The 20343-nt window shown below is 40.3% G+C and carries 17 protein-coding genes, 3 tRNA genes and 1 pseudogene; 14 read left to right on the forward strand and 7 right to left on the reverse strand.

The window, feature by feature from the left end; translation table 11 throughout:
- Positions 1-13 precede the first annotated feature (13 nt).
- Positions 14-736 (reverse strand): UDP-2,3-diacylglucosamine diphosphatase, encoded by a 723-nt coding sequence (locus ACGEDC_RS16470; RefSeq protein ID WP_394494521.1) that lies wholly within the window; start codon positions 734-736, stop codon positions 14-16.
- Between the two features lie 6 nt (positions 737-742).
- Entirely contained in the window at positions 743-1237 is a 495-nt protein-coding gene (locus tag ACGEDC_RS16475; RefSeq protein ID WP_055023884.1) for a peptidylprolyl isomerase, read from the reverse strand.
- Positions 1238-1379: 142 nt separating this feature from the next.
- On the opposite strand from ACGEDC_RS16475, the gene cysS reads away from it, so the two are divergent.
- A complete protein-coding gene (gene cysS / locus ACGEDC_RS16480) occupies positions 1380-2762 on the forward strand; it encodes a cysteine--tRNA ligase (protein ID WP_394494523.1) in 1383 nt (460 codons plus the stop codon).
- 115 nt (positions 2763-2877) lie between these two features.
- Here the strand turns inward: cysS and folD are convergent, their stop codons facing one another.
- Entirely contained in the window at positions 2878-3732 is an 855-nt protein-coding gene (gene folD, locus ACGEDC_RS16485; protein WP_080915429.1) for a bifunctional methylenetetrahydrofolate dehydrogenase/methenyltetrahydrofolate cyclohydrolase FolD, read from the reverse strand.
- A gap of 255 nt (positions 3733-3987) precedes the next feature.
- Between folD and ACGEDC_RS16490 the strand changes: the two genes are divergently transcribed.
- The 11 genes and pseudogenes from ACGEDC_RS16490 to ACGEDC_RS16540 all read left to right on the forward strand — a co-directional run bounded on the left by ACGEDC_RS16490 (position 3988) and on the right by ACGEDC_RS16540 (position 14792).
- Positions 3988-4064 (forward strand) — tRNA-Pro (locus ACGEDC_RS16490).
- Positions 4065-4175: 111 nt separating this feature from the next.
- A tRNA-Arg gene (locus ACGEDC_RS16495) sits at positions 4176-4252 on the forward strand.
- Between the two features lie 7 nt (positions 4253-4259).
- A tRNA-His gene (locus tag ACGEDC_RS16500) sits at positions 4260-4335 on the forward strand.
- A gap of 284 nt (positions 4336-4619) precedes the next feature.
- Positions 4620-5924, forward strand: a complete 1305-nt coding sequence (gene tig / locus ACGEDC_RS16505; protein ID WP_282167200.1) for a trigger factor — start codon at positions 4620-4622, stop codon at positions 5922-5924.
- A gap of 90 nt (positions 5925-6014) precedes the next feature.
- Positions 6015-6626 carry an ATP-dependent Clp endopeptidase proteolytic subunit ClpP gene (gene clpP, locus ACGEDC_RS16510; RefSeq protein ID WP_394494526.1) on the forward strand — a complete coding sequence of 204 codons (612 nt, stop codon included), beginning with the start codon at positions 6015-6017 and terminating at the stop codon, positions 6624-6626.
- A gap of 130 nt (positions 6627-6756) precedes the next feature.
- Positions 6757-8037, forward strand: a complete 1281-nt coding sequence (clpX, locus tag ACGEDC_RS16515; protein ID WP_055023879.1) for an ATP-dependent protease ATP-binding subunit ClpX — start codon at positions 6757-6759, stop codon at positions 8035-8037.
- A 130-nt stretch (positions 8038-8167) separates the two neighbouring features.
- Positions 8168-10518 (forward strand): annotated as a pseudogene (lon, locus tag ACGEDC_RS16520) (endopeptidase La).
- Positions 10519-10781: 263 nt separating this feature from the next.
- On the forward strand, positions 10782-11054 hold the full coding sequence (locus tag ACGEDC_RS16525; protein ID WP_055023877.1) for an HU family DNA-binding protein: 273 nt from the start codon (positions 10782-10784) through the stop codon (positions 11052-11054).
- A gap of 223 nt (positions 11055-11277) precedes the next feature.
- Positions 11278-13149 carry a SurA N-terminal domain-containing protein gene (locus tag ACGEDC_RS16530; protein WP_394494529.1) on the forward strand — a complete coding sequence of 624 codons (1872 nt, stop codon included), beginning with the start codon at positions 11278-11280 and terminating at the stop codon, positions 13147-13149.
- 108 nt (positions 13150-13257) lie between these two features.
- On the forward strand, positions 13258-13851 hold the full coding sequence (locus ACGEDC_RS16535) for an HAD-IB family hydrolase (protein WP_394494531.1): 594 nt from the start codon (positions 13258-13260) through the stop codon (positions 13849-13851).
- 62 nt (positions 13852-13913) lie between these two features.
- Positions 13914-14792 carry an AraC family transcriptional regulator gene (locus ACGEDC_RS16540; protein ID WP_394494533.1) on the forward strand — a complete coding sequence of 293 codons (879 nt, stop codon included), beginning with the start codon at positions 13914-13916 and terminating at the stop codon, positions 14790-14792.
- A gap of 13 nt (positions 14793-14805) precedes the next feature.
- Here the strand turns inward: ACGEDC_RS16540 and ACGEDC_RS16545 are convergent, their stop codons facing one another.
- The 4 genes from ACGEDC_RS16545 to ACGEDC_RS16560 form a co-directional block, all read right to left on the reverse strand.
- Positions 14806-15207 (reverse strand): DUF819 family protein, encoded by a 402-nt coding sequence (locus ACGEDC_RS16545; protein WP_394494535.1) that lies wholly within the window; start codon positions 15205-15207, stop codon positions 14806-14808.
- 8 nt (positions 15208-15215) lie between these two features.
- A complete protein-coding gene (locus ACGEDC_RS16550) occupies positions 15216-16037 on the reverse strand; it encodes a DUF819 domain-containing protein (RefSeq protein WP_394494537.1) in 822 nt (273 codons plus the stop codon).
- 30 nt (positions 16038-16067) lie between these two features.
- Positions 16068-16943 (reverse strand): LysR family transcriptional regulator, encoded by an 876-nt coding sequence (locus ACGEDC_RS16555; RefSeq protein WP_394494542.1) that lies wholly within the window; start codon positions 16941-16943, stop codon positions 16068-16070.
- A 173-nt stretch (positions 16944-17116) separates the two neighbouring features.
- Positions 17117-18181 (reverse strand): porin, encoded by a 1065-nt coding sequence (locus ACGEDC_RS16560; RefSeq protein ID WP_394494544.1) that lies wholly within the window; start codon positions 18179-18181, stop codon positions 17117-17119.
- Between the two features lie 387 nt (positions 18182-18568).
- Between ACGEDC_RS16560 and ACGEDC_RS16565 the strand changes: the two genes are divergently transcribed.
- Both ACGEDC_RS16565 and ACGEDC_RS16570 read left to right on the forward strand, forming a co-directional pair.
- Positions 18569-19132 (forward strand): cytochrome c3 family protein, encoded by a 564-nt coding sequence (locus tag ACGEDC_RS16565; protein WP_394494546.1) that lies wholly within the window; start codon positions 18569-18571, stop codon positions 19130-19132.
- On the forward strand, positions 19126-20343 hold the full coding sequence (locus ACGEDC_RS16570) for a flavocytochrome c (protein ID WP_394494548.1): 1218 nt from the start codon (positions 19126-19128) through the stop codon (positions 20341-20343). Before ACGEDC_RS16565 ends, ACGEDC_RS16570 begins: the two co-directional genes overlap by 7 nt.

Raw genomic sequence — 20343 nt, forward strand, 5'->3', positions numbered from 1 at the left:
AGGCCTGTATTGACTATCGCTGAGTTGTAAAAGGCAGTTGTTGTAACATCGCACTGTCTTTTTTTATGATAAGAATACTGCCTTGTTCGTACCAATCGCCGACGACGATACGCTGTTTATGATTGTCGAGTTCATGAATTGCAGGTCTGTGAGTATGGCCGTGGATCATGCGAGTTGTATTGGTTTTAGTCAATAATTCACTAACCGCTGATGGTTCAACATCCATAATCTCGTAGGTTTTTTGTTGGTTACTGTTTCGACTTTTTTGTCTTATGTTTGCAGCAATTTTTTGTCTAGTCGATTTAGGAAGGTGACGATAAATCCACTTTACAATAGTAGAATTACGAAAGCGTCGAAAACGTTGATAGGCTTTATCTAATGTACATAGACTATCGCCGTGAAGAACCACGGTTTGAATGCCATATAAATTAAGTATGTTAATTTCTGGCAATAAAATCATCCCAGAGCGACAAGCAAACTCATTACCTATCATAAAGTCACGATTGCCATGGATGAAGTAAACAGGCAGTTTGGTTGAGACTGATTTAATATGTGCGGCTATTTCATCGGTATACGGCTCAGCAATATCATCACTGGTCCATACTTCAAATAAATCACCGATAATATATAAAGCTTCAACCTCAGAGAGGTCTGAGTTGAGATATTCAATGAAGGCTTTGGAAATATCAGGACGATCTGCACTTAAATGCAAATCGCCCATAAATACAGTATGCACTAGCGTTTATTCAGCCACGCTTACACTGTTGATAACCACAGCTTCTAATGGCACGTCTTGATGCATGCCACGGTTGCCAGTGCTGACACCTTTAATTTTTTCAACGATGTCTAAACCTTCAACAACTTCAGCAAACACACAGTAACCCCAGCCTTGGCCTGTTTCTGCTTTGAAATCTAAGAAAGTGTTGTCACTGACGTTGATAAAGAATTGTGCTGTAGCAGAATGAGGATCTGAAGTACGAGCCATAGCAAGAGTACCAATCTTGTTTGATAAACCGTTATTCGCTTCGTTCTTAATCGCTGCTTTAGGAGTTTTCTGAACCATGTCTTCGGTAAATCCACCACCTTGAACCATGAAACCATCAATTACACGGTGAAAAATCGTCCCATCATAAAAACCATCTTTAACGTACTGCATGAAGTTTTCAGAAGTTAAAGGCGCTTTTTCTGTATTTAGTGCAACTTTAATGTCGCCCATATTGGTGTGTAAAGTGATCATATTAAAATACCTTGATAAAAATTGTTGCGGGATTCTAACTTATCTAACGTGAGGCTTAAAGTGCAGTATTCAAAACAGTATTGCTCATGATAGACTTTATCCCAATTATATTGGTATCAAAACGAGTAAAAGAGAACCATCGATGTTGAAAATTTACAATAGTATGAGTCGTGATAAGCAAGAATTTAAGCCGATTAACCCTGGAAAAATTGACATGTATGTATGTGGTATCACCATCTACGATTTATGTCATATTGGCCATGGTCGTACTTTTGTTTCTTTCGATATGATCGTTCGTTATTTACGTTACCGCGGCTACGAAGTGAATTACCTGCGTAATATCACCGATGTTGATGACAAGATTATTAAGCGTGCCGCTGAAAACAATGAAAGTTGTGATTCGTTAACTGAGCGATTAATTGGTGAAATGCATAATGATTTTGATGCATTGAACATGATGCGACCTAATTTTGAGCCAAGAGCAACGTTACATATCGAAGAAATCATCGAGATGGTTCAAAAGCTGATTGCTAAAGATCATGCTTACGTATCTGAAAGTGGCGATGTGCTATTTAGCGTTTCTTCATTTCCTGAGTATGGACGTTTATCTGGTCAAAATCTTGAGCAATTACAAGCTGGCGCACGAGTAGAAGTTGAAGATACAAAGCGTGATCCTATGGATTTCGTATTGTGGAAAATGTCAAAGCCAGGAGAACCTACTTGGGAGTCGCCATGGGGACCAGGTCGTCCTGGATGGCATATCGAATGTTCTGCGATGAACAGTAAGCATTTAGGCGAGCATTTTGACATCCATGGTGGTGGCAGTGACTTGCAGTTCCCACACCATGAAAATGAGATTGCTCAGTCTTGCTGTGCCCACGGTTCACAATACGTGAATTACTGGATGCATACTGGCATGGTCATGGTTGATAAAGAAAAAATGTCCAAGTCATTAGGTAATTTTTTCACTATTCGTGATGTATTAGCCCATTATGATCCTGAAACAGTACGTTATTTCTTATTGTCAGGTCATTACCGCAGTCAATTGAACTATTCAGAAGACAATTTAAAACAAGCCAAATCGGCTCTTGAACGTATTTATACTTCACTTAAAGGGCTTGACCTTACGGTTGAGGCAGCACCAGCTACAGAATTTATTAATAAATTTACTGTAGCAATGGACGATGACTTTAATACACCAGAAGCTTACTCTGTAATCTTTGATATGGTGCGTGAAATTAACCGCTTGAAATTGGTGGATATGGCTCAGGCAAGTGCATTGGGTGTGAGCCTTAAGTCACTGACAGATGTGTTGGGTATTATCAACCGTGATGTTGATGCATTCTTCCAAGGTGACGGTAGCGATGATGAAGTGGCAGAGATAGAAGCGCTGATAGTTGAGCGTAATCGAGCCCGTGCAGAGAAAGACTGGCCAGCTGCTGACGCTGCTCGCGATAGACTAAATGCATTAAATGTCGTACTTGAAGACGGTGAAGAAGGCACAACTTGGCGAAAGAAGTCGTAGTTAAGTCCTTGTGATAAAAAAGCCTGCTATTTTTAGCAGGCTTTTTTGTTTATAGGCTTATTATCAGTAGGCTTTGAGTCAAAACAAAGCAAGCTTAATTATTAAGCATTTACAGTTAATCGTGATACTGTTCGGCAGCATAAAGCGTATTTTCAAGTAGACTTGCGATTGTCATTGGGCCAACACCGCCAGGTACCGGTGTAATGAACGCAGCTTTTTCTGCTGCAATATCAAACTCAACGTCACCAACTAAACGACCATCTTCAAGTCGGTTAATCCCTACATCAATAACTATGGCACCAGGCTTAATCCACTCTCCTGGAATAAAGCCTGGCTTTCCTACAGCGACAACCAGTAAATCAGCTTGACGTACTTTTTGTTCTAGATTTTTTGTAAAACGATGACAAGTTGTTGTAGTGCAACCCGCTAGGAGTAATTCAAGTGTCATAGGGCGGCCAACAATGTTTGAAGCGCCAACAATGGTTGCATCCAAGCCATAGGTATCTACGCCCGTAGATTTTATTAAGGTAATGATGCCTTTTGGCGTACATGAACGTAATACAGGAATACGTTGTGCTAAGCGGCCAACATTATAAGGGTGAAACCCATCAACATCTTTATCAGGTCTGATACGCTCAATCACTTTTGAATCTTCAATATGAGCGGGTAAGGGAAGTTGTACCAAAATTCCATCAATCTTAGGATCTTCATTACATTGATCGATTAAGGCTAATAGTTCTGCTTCAGTTGTACTTGTTTCAAGGTCATATGAGTAAGATTCGAAGCCAACTTCTTCACAAGCGCGGCGTTTACTACCTACATAAACTTGAGACGCTGCATCAGCGCCGACTAGGATAACCGCGAGGCCCGGAATACGCTTGCCAGCAGTTTTGCGTTCCAGCACTTTTTCTTTTAACGTGCTACGAATAGATTGTGCGATCGCTTTGCCATCAATATTTTGGGCAGTCATGGGGGTATAGTTTCCTTTATATGGCGCGATGATATATGAATTTTAACGAGGCGTATTCTATCAGTCAGCCATAGTTCTGTCATGATTATTGACTTAGTGATTTATTGAAAACAGAATTTTTTGTGTGTAAAAACAGCAGCTGAACAAGTTTGTAAAAAAAATCGTTGACGATAGTAAAGTGACTCGTTAATATGCGCTCCGTTCTCGCAGTTAAGGCATTAAGTTAATGCATAAACCTTGATTAGCAAGACTTCTCGGTGATTAGCGCAGCCCGGTAGCGCATCTGCTTTGGGAGCAGAGGGTCAGAGGTTCGAATCCTCTATCACCGACCAAATTTCTATTTGTAAAGTTAACGCTTTATGAATAAGCTGGGAAAGTTAAACTGAAAACCAAATCAGTTTACTATTTATCTAGCAGGTATACAAAATAAGTATGTAAGCCAAGCGCCACTAGCTCAGCTGGATAGAGCAACGCCCTTCTAAGGCGTGGGTCTCAGGTTCGAATCCTGAGTGGCGTACCAAATTATGGTGATTGTAGCTCAGTTGGTAGAGCCCCGGATTGTGATTCCGGTTGTCGTGGGTTCGAGCCCCATCAGTCACCCCAAATTATGCATTAAAATTGCACGATTGTAGAGAAAGCGACCTTAGGTCGCTTTTTTTATGTCTAAAATCCCCATATAACCGCATTTTCAGGCTCGACTCTATTGTAATCGGTCGCTATAATGTCGCGTCTTGATAAATATCTAATACGAATTACTACAGGTAATAGCGCTGAAAAGCTGCTGTATCATGCTTTTATTAGTAAACATTAATAATCAAGAAACGAATATTTAATAGTTGAGCTTTCGACTATTACAAAGGACGTCAGACATATTTCGAGGTAAAACAATGCAAGTTTCTGTTGAAACAACTCAAGGCCTAGAACGTCGCCTAACAATTTCTGTTCCTGCTGAACAAATTGAGAAATTAGTTAAAGACAATTTAATACGTGAAGCGAAGCGTGCAAAGATTTCTGGTTTCCGTCCAGGTAAAGTACCAGTTTCTGTCATCAAGCAACGCTACGGCGCTGCTATTCGTCAAGATGTCACTGGTGAAGTTATGCAACGCAACTTTATCGAAGCTATCATGGCTGAAAAGTTAAACCCAGCAGGCGCACCAGTTTTTGCTCCAGGTAAAACTGAAGGCGAAAACTTTGAGTTCGTTGCAACGTTTGAAATCTACCCAGAAGTAGCATTAACGGGTCTAGACGCAATTGAAGTTGAACAACCACAAGCGGAAGTTAATGACGCTGACGTTGACACTATGATTGAAACACTTCGCAAGCAACACGCTACTTTCGCAGCCGTTGAAACTGCTGCAGAAGAAGGCAATAAAGTTAAAATGAACTTTGTTGGTTCTGTTGATGGTGAAGAGTTTGAAGGCGGAAAAGCTGACGACTTCGAATTAGAACTTGGTAGCAACCGTATGATCCCTGGTTTCGAAACTGGTGTTATCGGTCATAAAGCAGGTGATGAATTCGAAATCGAAGTGACTTTCCCTGAAGACTACCATGCTGAAAACTTAAAAGGTAAAGCGGCTAAGTTCGTTATTACACTTACTGAAGTTCAGTCTGCAGAATTACCAGAAGTTAACGATGAGTTCGCTTCTTTATTCGGTATCGCTGAAGGTGGTTTAGACGCACTTAAAGCTGAAATCCGTAAAAACATGACTCGTGAACTTGAGCAAGCGCTAAAAGCAAATGTGAAAGAGCAAGTTATCGAAGGCTTATTATCAGCTAACGAAATCACTATCCCTAAAGCACTAGTAGACGGTGAAGTTAACGTTCTTCGTCAACAAGCTATGCAACGCTTTGGTGGCCAAACTGAGAACATGCCTGAGCTTCCTGCTGATTTATTCACAGAGCAAGCTGAGCGTCGCGTTAAAATTGGTTTACTTCTTGGCGAAGTTATCAAAACTAACGAGCTTCAAGCTGAAGACGAACGTGTTCAAGGTCTTATTGCTTCAATGGCTTCAGCTTATGAAGATCCAAGTGAAGTGGTTGAATACTACAATGGCAACAAAGAGCTTATGCAAAACATGCGCAACGTAGCGCTTGAAGAGCAAGCTGTTGAAGTTTTACTAAAATCTGCGAAAGTGACGACTAAAGACGTCGAATTTGAAGAATTTATGAACAAGGCAACAGGTAAAGCGTAACCATCGCTTGACTTGATTGGCGGTTCGCCATTTATAATGGCTCGTATGAGGTTCCTCATACGAGCCATTTTTATTTTAGGGAAATATAAAATGCATAAAGCGCCAGAATCTGTACTCAATGCTCTTGTACCTATGGTTGTTGAACAAACTGCTAAAGGTGAGCGTTCATATGATATTTACTCTCGTTTATTAAAAGAGCGAGTAATTTTCTTGGTTGGTCAGGTTGAAGAACACATGGCTAACCTGATCGTGGCGCAGTTACTGTTCCTAGAATCAGAAAGCCCAGATAAAGATATTTCAATCTACATTAATTCGCCAGGTGGTTCTGTCACTGCAGGTATGGCAATTTACGATACAATGCAGTTCATTAAACCGAACGTAAGCACTGTATGTATTGGTCAAGCTTGCAGCATGGGCGCATTCTTATTAGCGGGTGGCGCCAAAGGTAAGCGTCATTGTTTGCCGAATTCTCGAGTCATGATTCACCAGCCTTTGGGCGGTTTCCAAGGCCAAGCGTCTGACATTGCAATTCATGCTCAAGAAATCTTAGGCATTAAGAATAAATTAAATGAAATGTTAGTTGAACACACTGGGCAACCATTAGATGTTATCGAGCGTGATACAGACCGTGATAACTTCATGAGTGCACAAGAAGCTGCTGATTATGGTTTAGTTGATTCAGTTTTTGAAAAGCGTAGCTGATTTTTAGGCCTGAGTACGCTATTCTGTGATGAATAGCGTATAAAAAATATTTAACTGTTTCTGTGTAGTACAAATAATACACAGAGAGTGTATCTAAAGACAGTGAACAGGCTGCAACAGAGGTAGGGTAATGGGCGATAATAAAAGTACCGGTGACAGTGGCAAACTACTGTACTGCTCTTTTTGCGGAAAAAGCCAACATGAAGTAAGAAAGCTAATCGCTGGACCTTCGGTATATGTTTGTGATGAATGTGTTGAGTTATGTAATGACATCATTCGTGAAGAAATTAAAGAGATCTCGCCAAAGCGTGATCAAGACAAGTTGCCAACACCACACGAATTGCGTGAGCACTTAGATGATTACGTTATTGGTCAGAACCAAGCTAAAAAGGTACTGTCAGTTGCCGTTTATAACCATTATAAACGTTTACGCAATGGCACGCCGATTGAAGGTGTTGAACTAGGTAAAAGTAATATCTTGCTTATTGGACCAACGGGTAGTGGTAAAACACTGCTAGCTGAGACGTTAGCTCGTTCATTAGATGTGCCATTTACTATGGCTGATGCAACGACACTAACTGAAGCGGGTTACGTAGGTGAAGATGTTGAAAACATCATTCAGAAGCTACTGCAAAAGTGTGATTATGACGTTGAGAAAGCGGAGCGCGGTATCGTCTATATCGATGAAATCGATAAAATCAGCCGCAAATCTGACAACCCATCAATTACCCGTGATGTATCTGGTGAAGGTGTTCAGCAAGCTTTGCTTAAGCTAATTGAAGGTACTGTTGCTTCTGTGCCTCCTCAAGGTGGACGTAAACATCCACAGCAGGAGTTCTTGCAAGTAGATACGTCTAAAATCCTATTTATTTGTGGTGGTGCATTTGCTGGGCTAGAAAAAGTTATTGAACAACGTGGGCTAACTGGAACAGGTATTGGCTTTGGCGCTGAAGTTAAGGGTGAAGCTGATAAAGTCACTATTTCTCAGACGTTAGGCAAAGTTGAGCCTGAGGACTTGATTAAGTTTGGCTTAATCCCTGAGTTTATTGGCCGTTTACCTGTTGTTGCTACGCTAACTGAATTAGATGAAGCAGCGCTAGTACAGATTCTTTCTCAACCTAAAAATGCACTAACAAAACAATATGGTGCATTGTTTGAGATGGAAGAGGTTGAACTTGAGTTCCGTGAAGATGCTTTAAAAGCCATTGCTCATAAAGCGATGACGCGTAAAACCGGTGCTCGTGGCCTTCGTTCAATCATTGAAGATATCTTACTTGATACTATGTATGATATTCCTTCAGTTGAGGGCGTAATTAAAGCTGTTGTCGATGAATCTGTCGTCAAAGGCGAGTCTGCCCCCATCTTGATTTACGAAAATGCTGACAACCAAGTTGCTGGTGGCGAGCAATAATTCGTCGCTTTTGCTAATAGTTGAAAAATAAGGAGTCCATTGGGCTCCTTTTTTCGTATTGCCCATTGAAACTCTTAGAAACATCCCAATATACTGATTATATAATCCATTCATCAAACGGAATCGAACTATGACCCAAGAGCGTGAAGCGCATATCGAACTCCCCGTGCTGCCACTTCGAGATGTAGTGGTTTATCCCCATATGGTAATTCCGCTATTCGTCGGACGAGAGAAATCTATTCGATGCCTTGAATCAGCGATGGAACAAGATAAGCAAATATTACTGGTCGCCCAGCGGGAAGCTGATTTAGACGAGCCAGCAAAAGACGATATTTTTGAAATTGGTACCGTTGCATCTATTTTACAGTTATTAAAATTACCTGACGGCACGGTTAAAGTGCTAGTTGAAGGTGGTCAGCGTGCTAAAGTCACTGAGTACACACAAGAAGATGAATTCTTTGTCGCAAACGTAACAATGTTAGCGTCTGAAGAGTTAGCTGATAAAGAAGAAGAAGTGCTGGTTCGAAGTGCTATTAGCCAATTTGAAGGCTACATCAAGCTAAATAAAAAATTCCACCAGAAGTACTGACATCTTTAACTGGTATTGAAGAAGCTGCCCGTCTTGCTGATACTATGGCAGCTCATATGCCGCTAAAGCTTGAAGACAAACAGTCAGTGCTTGAAATGATCAATGTTGGCGAACGTCTTGAATATTTAATGGCAATGATGGAAGGCGAGATAGATTTACTTCAAGTTGAAAAACGCATTCGTGGCCGTGTTAAAAAGCAGATGGAAAAAAGCCAACGTGAGTATTACTTGAATGAGCAAATGAAAGCCATTCAAAAAGAACTTGGCGATCTTGATGAAGGTCAAGATGAGTTTGAAGTTTTAGGCCGCAAGATTGAAGAAGCCAAAATGCCGGCTGAAGCAAAAGAAAAAGCGGAAGCTGAGCTTAATAAGTTAAAAATGATGTCGCCAATGTCAGCAGAAGCGACAGTGGTAAGAAGTTACGTAGACTGGATGACGTCTGTACCTTGGAGTCAGCGTTCAAAAATCAAACGTGACTTGTCAAAAGCTGAAGCTATTTTAGATACCGATCATCACGGGTTAGAGAAAGTAAAAGAACGCATTCTTGAATACCTTGCCGTGCAAAGTCGAGTTAAACAATTAAAAGGACCAATCCTTTGCTTAGTAGGGCCTCCAGGTGTTGGTAAAACGTCATTAGGCCAATCAATTGCTAAAGCAACAGGACGTAAATATGTTCGCGTTGCCTTAGGTGGCGTACGCGACGAAGCTGAAATTCGTGGTCATCGTCGAACTTACATTGGTTCTATGCCAGGTAAAGTGATCCAAAAAATGGCCAAAGTGGGTGTTAAAAACCCATTATTCTTATTAGATGAAATCGATAAGATGAGCTCAGATATGCGTGGTGACCCATCATCAGCGCTACTTGAAGTACTAGACCCTGAGCAAAACGCAGCGTTTAATGATCATTACTTAGAAGTTGATTACGACTTATCTGACGTGATGTTTGTGGCGACATCGAACTCAATGGATATTCCTGGACCGTTATTGGACCGTATGGAAGTAATTCGTTTATCGGGTTATACCGAAGATGAAAAATTGAATATCGCTAAAAAGCATTTATTGACTAAGCAAATCGAGCGAAACGGGTTAAAACCAAAAGAAATTAATATCGATGATAGCGCCATTATTGGCATGATCCGTTACTACACTAGAGAAGCTGGTGTCCGTTCACTAGAGCGCGAGCTATCAAAAGTGTGCCGTAAAGTCGTTAAGATGATTCTTTTAGATAAATCTGTTAAAACTGTCGAAGTGAATCAAGACAACTTGAAATCATTCCTCGGTGTGCAGCGCTTTGATTACGGTAAAGCTGAGTCTAATAATCAAATTGGTCAAGTGACTGGTTTAGCTTGGACGCAAGTTGGTGGCGATTTACTGACTATTGAAGCGACGTCTGTGTCAGGTAAAGGCAAACTTGCTTATACTGGCTCACTTGGTGATGTTATGCAGGAGTCTATTCAAGCTGCGATGACAGTTGTTCGTGCTCGCGCTGAACAATTAGGCATTAACAGTGACTTTTACGAAAAACGTGATATCCACGTGCATGTTCCTGAAGGGGCAACGCCTAAAGATGGACCATCTGCGGGTGCTGCAATGTGTACTGCGTTGGTATCAAGCTTAACGGGTAATCCGGTTAAGAGTGATGTGGCCATGACAGGTGAAATTACCCTAAGAGGGGAAGTTCTACCTATCGGCGGTTTGAAGGAAAAGTTACTTGCAGCACATCGTGGCGGCATAAAAGTTGTACTTATTCCTAAAGAAAATGAGCGTGATTTGGAAGAAATTCCAGCCAATGTCATTGCCGATCTTAAGATTCACCCAGTCAGATGGGTCGATGAAGTACTTGAATTGGCCTTAGAAAAGCCAGTAAAAGGCTTTGAAGTGGTTAAAAAGTAGCTAATTAGCAAAAAAAGTTGCTTTGAACCTAAAAAAATGAAAAAAGGGGCTTAACAATCTGTAAAGCTGTGGTAGCCTAGATAAGTGGAGAGTCAGTTAGCACCAAACCCTTGGCGCAACTGACTTTGAGCTGTATCCAAGTACATTTTTTGGTTTTCCAACTAAGTTTGGTGTGGTATCAAACTTATAACAAAAAAGCCTCCGCAGACCGCTCTAAAGACGGATTTGGTTGCGGCGCGAAAATAAACATTCAAGGGGATGACATGAACAAATCTGAACTAATCGAGAAAATCGCTTCTGGTGCTGACATTTCTAAAGCTGGCGCAGGCCGTGCATTAGATTCTTTCATTGGTGCTGTTACTGAAGCACTTAAAGAAGGCGATAAAATTTCTCTAGTTGGTTTTGGTACTTTTGAAGTACGTCAGCGTGCTGAGCGTACTGGCCGTAACCCACAAACTGGTGCAGAAATTAAGATTGCTGCGGCTAACATCCCAGCTTTCAAAGCGGGTAAAGCTCTAAAAGACGCTGTTAACTAAGAATAGTTAATATCGTTGCCTTTTGTAAGGCATAGTTAAAAAGCACTGTTTTGGCAGTGCTTTTTACGAAAAGATTATTAAGAATAACAATGTTAATTTTAATAATCGGAGGAATTGGGTCATACCCGAGGTAGCGTCTGATAACTCCATATAAATTACAAGAAGGCGCATCCCCAAGTGGTGCGCCTTTTTATTTTTTTAATCGCAACAAGCGAGAATTCAGATGTTAGAAAAAATTCGTGAAGGCTCACAAGGCGTTGTCGCTAAAAGTATTTTAGTGTTAGTGATCCTTTCGTTCGCATTTGCTGGTGTAAGTAGTTACCTAGGTACATCAACTGATGTAGCTGCTGCCGTTGTTAATGGCGACGACATTACCGCAAATGAACTAGAACAAGCTTATCAAAATGAACGTGGCCGTTTAGAGCAACAGCTTGGCGAAATGTTTGATGCATTATCTGCTGATGATACGTACATGAACGGTATCAAGCAGAACGTATTAGACCGCCTGATCGCTGATAAGTTAATGACTCAAGCAGCTGAAGATTTAGGTCTTCGTGTTTCTGATGAACAAATTAAACAAGCGATTGTTAACGAACCAGCATTCCAAACCGATGGTGTGTTTGATAACGAGCGCTACTTAGCAGTATTACGTCAGCTTGGTTATCAAACTAATAGCTTCCGTGACATGATGCGTACCGATATGACTCGTCGTCAGTTATTGACTTCGTTAGTGGGCAGTGAATTCGTGTTGGATGGTGAAGCTAAGCAACTTGCTGAAATTCAAGGCCAAACTCGTGATATTCGTTATTTAGTCGTTGATTCTTCTCCTTACTTAGTTGCGGCAAGTGTGACGGATGAAGAGATCAAAGCTTACTATGATAGCAACTTGATGCAGTTTATGGATCAAGAAAAAGTGAGCTTAGAATATGTTGAGTTAAATGCAGCTGAACTTGCTAAAGGGATGGATACGTCTGTCGATGAAGCACGTACATACTACGAAGAAAACAAACAACAATATCAAACAGCTGAAAAACGTTTAGCGGCTCATATTCTATTTGCTTCTGGTGATGATAGTGCTGATGAAGCAAAGGCTGAAGCAAGCTTAGCTAAATTACAAGCTGGTGAAGACTTTGCAGAAGTTGCAAAAACTGATTCAGATGATCAGTTTAGTGCAGAGCAAGGCGGTCAACTTGATTGGTTCGAGCAAGGTGTGATGGACCCAGCATTCGATGAAGCACTGTTTGCACTAAAACAAGGTGATTACTCACAGATTGTTAAAAGTGAATTCGGTTACCACATCGTTAAGCTACTTGATATTCAATCTGGTGCAGCAGCACCGTTTGAAGAAGTTCAAGATAAAATTGTTGCTGATTTACAAAACAAGAAAGCAGTTGATGAGTTCTATAGCTTACAAAGCATTCTTGCTGATACTAGCTACGAAGTGCCAGATACGTTAGATGAAACAGCTAAAGCATTAGGTACGACTGTTCAGTCGACTGGGTTGTTTTCTCGTGACAATGCTCCGGCTAACCTAAGTAGCCCTGATTTAGTTCGCACTGCATTTTCTGACGAAGTGATTACCAGTGGCATGAACAGTGAAGTGATTGAACTTGCTCCTAATCATGTGGTTGTTATCCGTTTATTGAAGCATCAAGATGCGGGCACGTTACCATTAGCGGATGTTAAGTCTGGTATTGAAGCGCGCTTGCTTCAAGATAAAGCGAACCTTCAGGCGAGTGAAAAAGCCAATGAGTATCTTGCTAAACTTAAAGCTGGCGAAGAAATCACTGATGTGACTATTGCGACTAAAGCGCAATTAGCCAGATTCAATCAAGATATCGATCAAGCTATTACGACGAAGGCTTTCCAAATGCCTGCTCCTGAAGCAAGCAGTGTATCATTTGATACAGCAGCTTTAGCGAATGGCTTTGCGGTAATTGCACTTGATAAAGTGAATGCTGCACAAGGGATTGATAGCAACGTTATTGATTCAATTAAGCAACGTTTAGCTCCGCAATACAGTGAAGCTGATTACCGCTCTGTCATTGCTGCGCTTAAATCAAAAGCAAAAATTGAGTACCCAGTTGCTGAATAAAACCGGGTATTAACATTAAAAAGCCAAGGTTATCCTTGGCTTTTTTTGGTTTTTATTTAATTATTTTTGGTATGTATTTTATTTTACAGCTAGATGAGAAGGATGCTCATGAACATTGCGCTATTCGATTTTGATGGCACGATCACCGAAAACGATACCTATACTCCTTTTATCCATTTAAGTGCACCCAAATGGCGTCGTATAGTATGCTCAGTATTGTTGTTCCCAGTAATCTTAATGTATAAAAGTAAACTATTAGGTGGCTCGAGAACACGTTCTATCGTCAGTTTTTTTGCTTTCTGTGGGCGTAATAAGAAAGAAATTTATCAACAAGGTGCTGCCTACGCACACACACTCGATAAACACGTCATGTCGCAAGCTTATGAGCGTCTGCAGTGGCATAAAGCGCAGGGTGATACCATTGTTATTGTTTCAGCTTCTCTTGATGCTTATTTAGGTCCCTGGTGCGAAAAACATCAATATCATCTTATTTGTGCGACACTAAATACCAAAGGTAAACGTTTAACCGGCATGTATAAAGGTGGTGACTGCTCAGGCTCTGAAAAGGCTCGGCGTGTTAAATCTAAATTTAATCTGGACCTTTTTGATACAGTTTATGCCTATGGAGATACGATTGAAGACAAGCAGATGCTAGCACTAGCAGATTTCGGTTTTTTAAATTGGCAACAGATTCAACAGTAAAATACGTTACTCGAGTTAAATCATTAAGATGCACAATAATCAGAAGGAATCAGTTTTAGTCAATGGAAACAATTAATCAAAGATTTGAAAAGGTGTTAGCACACATTGATGAAAACCTGTCAAAGCCGCTAGCTTTATCTGTACTGTCTGATATTGCTAAGGTGCCTGAATATCATTTTGATTTTATTTTTTTGAGTTTATTTCACACGTCATCATCTGAATATATTGCTTTACTGAGAAACCTTGAAGCTGGGCAACAATTAGGCTTTGATAAATCAATTTCAATTAAAGAGGTCGCTGTGTCTGTGGGCTATCAAAGTGAAACGGCCTTTATTACAGACTTTACACAAGCCATTGGTCAATCACCGCAAGCTTTTCAACGTCAACCTAATTGGGGGCAATTTTTTCAAAAGCAGCAACCGCTAAAAACGTTATCAGAAGGGCATAATGATTTAACTGCTGCTGATGTGAATGTCGACAACTGTAAACTTGATAAGATTGATCTCGCAATGATTAGCCATCAGGCTGAAGCACAGTATTTACCGCAAACTATTCAGGCGATGAGAGCATTTCGTCAAGCCAATCAACTGTCTCCTACAAGCAGTAGAACATTCAACTTTGTATATCAAAGCAAACCGAAATCAACAGAGCAATTGCATATTGATATTGCAGTGAGTATCAACACACTAGAGAAGCAACGCATAGGGCCTGCTATCAATGACTCTGAGTATTTTTATTACTCTTGTATACCTGAAGGAAAGTATGCTTCTTTTATACATCTAGGGTCTGATAAAGAGCTAGAGCGTAAATTAAAGTATCTTTATGGAGCATGGTTGAGTTCAACAAATCAACGATTAAAAAATGTGCCATTGATATTTGAACAGCTTAATATCACAGAGCCTTCAAAACAGGCCACACGAGTTTATTTAGGCCTTGATTAACTGCTAGATGAATTTAATGTGCGGTGATTCTCATCATTTCGGCACAAATCCACGCCATGTATGTTGCCCAAGCATAGCCAAATACTGAAAACATGATGGCAACGGGTGCTAACGAACGATGAAATGCCATTGCAACCACAGGTGAAGAGGCTGCTCCACCGATACAGCATTGGCTTGCCATCGCCATATAAGCAACCGGTGCTTTCATCAATAACCCCGCAATAATGACCACCAGTGCATGGATGGTTAACCATATGAACCCGATAGCAAAATAGATTGGGAAGTCATCAATCATGGTTAAATCCATTTGTAGTCCCATATTGGCTATCAGAAAGTAAAGCATCACAGTGGATACTTTAGAGGCGCCCAGATCTTCAAGATGACGGATTCGAGTATTAGATAATATGACGCTCACTGTGGTGACTAAAATAACAACCCAAAAAAGCTAGAGGTAAAACTGTATTTTTCAGTTGCAGGATAATGTTCAGCGAAAAATGGGGCGAGTATATCTGCCCCAAAATGTGCGAGTCCAGTTACACCAAAAGCAACACAAAAAATTTGCATATAGCTATGTAAACTTGGGAGTTGCAGTTTAGTCTTTGAAGCGTTTTCAGTGACATTGACTAGTTGATTAAATTGACTGGCATCAGCGCCTATTGTTTTATCAATGGCTTTAGCGTGATTGGCACAAATTAATAAAAATGACATCCATATTGCTGAGTAAACCACATTGACAGAAATCATAATGGCGAATAGATTATCATCGACTTCGTACACTTCTTTCATCGCCAGTTGATTAGCCGTTCCGCCTACCCAGTTTCCAGCAAGTGTTGCCATACCACGCCAAGCCGCATCTGCACCAACCCAATTAATACTCTCTGGGGCGATATAAGAAAACAACAATAAGGTTAATGGACCGCCAATAATGACGCCAAAGCTGCCTAATAAAAACAAGATAACAATCTTAGGCCCAAGCAATAAAATTGCTTTAATGTCGACACTGATTATCAACAAGGCTAAACAAGCTGGCATAAGATAATTAGATGAAATGGAGTTGAGTTGACTGTGGCTGGTATCAACAATATTGAGGGTATTAAGTAGTGAAGGGAGGACATAGCACATCACCATCACAGGGATAAATCGATATACTTGACGCCATATAGGATGTGATGAAGTACTGGTAAAAAATACCAAGCCAATAATGGTTGCCAATAAGCCAAAAATAACGGGGTCTTGAGTGATCATTATCGTGCAGGCAACCTTTAAAAGTGAGGCTTATTGGTTACAGAATCTAATAAACTCTTCCAATAAAGCAGTAAGGGGCTCTTCGTTGCGGTATGTTGACCAATATTTACGTTGAAAATCCCAATTCGCTAATTGTAATTCAACAATTTCACCACGCTTTATTTCTTCTTTAACAGCCAGATATGGCAAGACGCTGACGCCAATACCTGTACCTATCGCGCGTTTTATCGCTCCCATCGTATTCATTGATAATTCGTGCTGAATGTTGATTCTAGCGCTTTTCAGTAGTTGTGTATTACGTAATCTCGATACTGACATGGTTTCATCCAGAATCCATAATTGTTCTGATAGCACCTCTGCAGTGATATTTTCATTAATAATAGGATTATCACAACTTGTTACTAGGCAAATTTTATCTTTAATCCATTGCTCATACTGAAGGTTATTAAGCCCAGGTTTGGCATCTACAAATCCTAAATCTAGCTCTTTTTCTGAGACCATTTTTTCAATCGTTAAACTGTTATTAATAACCAGTTTTATATCAACCAAAGGATGTAGCTTTTTAAACTGCGGAATTTTACGAGATAAAATATAGTTACCGGCGGTTTTACTACTGCCGACTTTAATTGTGCCACCGACTGCATTACGTTCTGCAAACATTTGCTCTAACTGCGTCCCTTTAGACAGCATCTCATTGGCATAGGGCAAAATGACCTCACCATTATCATTAATAGTCAGTCCGTTACTGCTACGCTCAAATAATCGAGTCCCAAGAGAGCTTTCAAGCTCTTTTAACGCCATGCTCACCGCAGGGACAGACATATGTAGCATTTGTGCTGCTTTCGAGATCTGTCCATTACTATGAATAGCTTTAAAAATGGTTAATTGTTTGAGGGTGATTTTCATCAATTATGCACCGTCTTTAAATGATATAAGTGATTATAACTGAGTATTTAAAAACCATCCTAAAATCAGACATTAGCATGTCTTTTTTGTAACCTCGCTCAAGTTTTCGTAAAAACTTTTAACTTAAAATGCAGCGCTAGAAAAGGGAGGGGTTCCAGCGCTGTTAAAAGTCATTAAAAGTCGTATCTAATACCGACTGTGAAAATATTGTCGTCTTCTAAATCAATAACGGGACCTGTATTTTCAACCCGATATTCACCTTCATATTTAGCGTAATGAGCAAATACCATTGTCGACTTCGCGAAGCGGTAGTCAGCACCAATTACAAACGAACTAATATCGACATCAGTAGCACGGTTATATTCATTTGAAGAGGCAGCACTATTTTTAAAATACTTGCCGAAGCCAGCTTCATCTTTGCCAATTTCAGCTTTTAGATTAACGCCATTGATATTATATATGGCACTAAGGAAGTAAGAGTTACCTTCTTTATAACTGTAAGCTTGGCTTTGAGTATTTTGGAATAATCCACCTAATTTCACGTTGCCAAGTTTAACCTGCGCCACGCCTCGATAAGCGTCTACGCCGCCAATAGTGTTATATGCTGCTGCGAGGTAATAAGCCTGCTTTTTGAGTTTCTTGTCACCTGCGATAAGACTTATTGCATACTGTTGCTCGTTATAATCAGTCCGAGCACCGTTTTCATCATATTCAGCATAATTATCATCCAATAAATAAGTTGCATTAAAAGTAATTAAATCGGCGACTTTAGGAGAGTAATAAGTTATTCCATCAGCTTTACGAACTTGGCCTGCAATCATACGGTTATAAGCTGCGTTAGTTAGTGCAAATGCTTCTGCAGTACCTTTGGAGGTTTTCATGACAGTATCGTTTCGACCAACTAACACTGTACCTAGATTTGTTTTTAAACCTAAATAGGTATTTCTTGGTTTGAATAAGTCATCATTACCTTCATTTGTTGCTGCGTTAACTTGTAACTCGACGCGATAAAGTAACTCAATATCATTAGCAATTGTTTCACTGCCATGAACGCCTAATCTAGAAAAATTATTTTCAAGCACAGTGCCAGATTTTCCATTCTGTGTTGTTGCCCCGTTATCCGATTCTGTCAGTGCCATTTCTAAACGGCCATAAAATTGTGGAGAATCAGCCAGTGCAGCAGATGAGCTTGCAGATAACATTGTTAATAGTGCTAGTGATAATGTCGTTTTTTTCATGTTCAATCCCATGTTCTATAAATAAATTTTATATAAGTCTTATTTTGAAAAACGTTATGACTTAGTTAATTAGTGAATTAAATTTTTATTATGTGATTCTTGTTAAGTGCCTAATCTGTTTTTCTATTTGTATAAATAATCAAAAAGATTTTCGGACTTTGGCTTGCTAAATTTGCTGATTAATATCGTAGAGATTTCAAATTTTATTTATTTGAACGTGGGTCACAGCTGTTTATTTTTTGTTGCGGTTTAAGGAGAACTGAACAGGTTTTCATAAAAACTTAACCAAATATTAAATTTGATGAAGATCGAAGTTTTGCTACCTCTTAGTGAGTAATCTTGCTGCAACAAAAAGCGAGATATAAAAAACTCATAAAGGAACGACACATGAAACTTAAATACTTAGCTTCGGCAGTAGCAGTGATGATGCTTACGTCTGGTAGTGCAATTGCAAAAAATGATTTAGCCTCTTTTCATACTGAAATGGGTGATTGTCAAACTTGTCACGTCACTGGAAAGATGAAAGACATTAAGAAATCAATGACGGATAGCCAGACTCATGAAAATGCCCAATGTCAGGACTGCCATGGTAGCTATGCTGATTTAGTCAATGACAAGTTAGCGTTTGATCCTCATGCATCTCATCTTGGCGACATTAACTGTACGTCTTGTCACACAGGGCACGCTAAACCTGAACTAACTTGTAATAACTGCCATAACTTTGAAATGGAAATGCCATTTGCCGATGCTAAAGAGAAGAAAAAGTGGGATGGCGATTGGAACCAAGACAAAATCCAAAAAGCCATTGATAAAGGCCCAGTAGAAACGGTTGATGTGATTGTTGTTGGCGGCGGTTCTGCTGGATTTAACGCTGCAATTTCAGCCAAAATGGCAGGCGCGAATGTCGTATTGTTTGAAAAAGCACCTTATACAGGGGGAACTCAATGTTAGCAGCTGGTGGTATCAATGCTGTCGGTACTCCTCAACAAAAAGCGAAAGGCATCGAAGATTCTGTTGATTGGTATGCAGAAGATGCAATGAAAGGTGGTCGCTATAAAAACGACCCTAAACTGGTACAAATATTAGCTGAAGAGTCTGCTGGTGCTGTTGCTTGGCTTGAGTCTTTAGGTGCAAATATGGATGACTTAAAACGTTCTGGAGGCGCACGTGTTGAACGTACTCATCGTCCTTCAGGTGGTGCATCTGTTGGCCCACATATTATTGATACTTTACGTGTTGCAGCAAAAGAGCGTGATATTCCTGTACGTGTTAACTCTCGTATAGAAAAAATTGTGTTAAATGACGATAAATCAGTCGCTGGGGTTGTGGTGCATGGCCGTCATTCTGGTTATAACATGGTTGCTGCGGATTCTGTTGTGTTAGCAACGGGTGGCTACGGTATGAACAAAAAAATGGTGGCTTATTATCGTCCAACCATGAAAGACATGACCAGCTCAAACAACGTGACCGCAACGGGTGACGGTGTATTACTGGCTAAAGAAATTGGCGCATCGATGACTGACATTGACTGGGTTCAGGCGCATCCTACCATTGGTAAAGATAGCCGTATTCTTATCTCAGAAACCGTGCGTGGTGTGGGCGCTATTATGGTGAATACAGATGGACAACGCTTTATCAGTGAATTAACAACTCGCGACCGTGCATCTGATGCGATTTTGAAGCAAAAAGATCAATATGCTTGGTTGGTATTTGACGAGCAGTTAGTTGAGAAAAAGAAAATGGTCCGTGGTTACGAGCATTTAGGAATGCTAAGTAAAGCAAATACCATTGAAGAACTTGCGAAAATAACAGGTATGAAGGATTTACCTAAAACAGCAGCTGATTACAACAAGTATCAAGCAAGTGGTAAAGACGAGGCTTTTGGTCGTGAAGATATGCCAATTAACTTAACTAAAGCACCATTTTACGCTGTTAAAGTTGCACCTGGTATCCATCACACTATGGGTGGCGTTGCGGTCGATACCGATGCAAACGTGCTTAACTTGCAAAGCTGGAAAATGGATGGTTTATTTGCTGCTGGTGAGGTGACAGGTGGTTTACACGGCCATAACCGTTTAGGCGGAAACGCTATTGCTGAAACTGTGGTATTTGGACGTAAAGCTGGCGAAAATGCAGCTAAACACGCACTTGAAAAGAAATAG

Source organism: Shewanella sp. ENK2, assembly GCF_043568515.1.
Lineage (GTDB): Bacteria > Pseudomonadota > Gammaproteobacteria > Enterobacterales > Shewanellaceae > Shewanella > Shewanella japonica.

Excerpts from the sequence above, each read along its gene's own strand:
- ACGEDC_RS16475 (WP_055023884.1), bottom strand. The coding sequence starts at position 1,237 with ATGATCACTTTACACACCAATATGGGCGACATTAAAGTTGCACTAAAT.
- cysS (WP_394494523.1), top strand. The coding sequence starts at position 1,380 with ATGTTGAAAATTTACAATAGTATGAGTCGTGATAAGCAAGAATTTAAG.
- folD (WP_080915429.1), bottom strand. The coding sequence starts at position 3,732 with ATGACTGCCCAAAATATTGATGGCAAAGCGATCGCACAATCTATTCGT.
- tig (WP_282167200.1), top strand. The coding sequence starts at position 4,620 with ATGCAAGTTTCTGTTGAAACAACTCAAGGCCTAGAACGTCGCCTAACA.
- clpP (WP_394494526.1), top strand. The coding sequence starts at position 6,015 with ATGCATAAAGCGCCAGAATCTGTACTCAATGCTCTTGTACCTATGGTT.
- clpX (WP_055023879.1), top strand. The coding sequence starts at position 6,757 with ATGGGCGATAATAAAAGTACCGGTGACAGTGGCAAACTACTGTACTGC.
- ACGEDC_RS16525 (WP_055023877.1), top strand. The coding sequence starts at position 10,782 with ATGAACAAATCTGAACTAATCGAGAAAATCGCTTCTGGTGCTGACATT.
- ACGEDC_RS16530 (WP_394494529.1), top strand. The coding sequence starts at position 11,278 with ATGTTAGAAAAAATTCGTGAAGGCTCACAAGGCGTTGTCGCTAAAAGT.
- ACGEDC_RS16535 (WP_394494531.1), top strand. The coding sequence starts at position 13,258 with ATGAACATTGCGCTATTCGATTTTGATGGCACGATCACCGAAAACGAT.
- ACGEDC_RS16540 (WP_394494533.1), top strand. The coding sequence starts at position 13,914 with ATGGAAACAATTAATCAAAGATTTGAAAAGGTGTTAGCACACATTGAT.
- ACGEDC_RS16550 (WP_394494537.1), bottom strand. The coding sequence starts at position 16,037 with ATGATCACTCAAGACCCCGTTATTTTTGGCTTATTGGCAACCATTATT.
- ACGEDC_RS16555 (WP_394494542.1), bottom strand. The coding sequence starts at position 16,943 with ATGAAAATCACCCTCAAACAATTAACCATTTTTAAAGCTATTCATAGT.
- ACGEDC_RS16560 (WP_394494544.1), bottom strand. The coding sequence starts at position 18,181 with ATGAAAAAAACGACATTATCACTAGCACTATTAACAATGTTATCTGCA.
- ACGEDC_RS16565 (WP_394494546.1), top strand. The coding sequence starts at position 18,569 with ATGAAACTTAAATACTTAGCTTCGGCAGTAGCAGTGATGATGCTTACG.
- ACGEDC_RS16570 (WP_394494548.1), top strand. The coding sequence starts at position 19,126 with ATGTTAGCAGCTGGTGGTATCAATGCTGTCGGTACTCCTCAACAAAAA.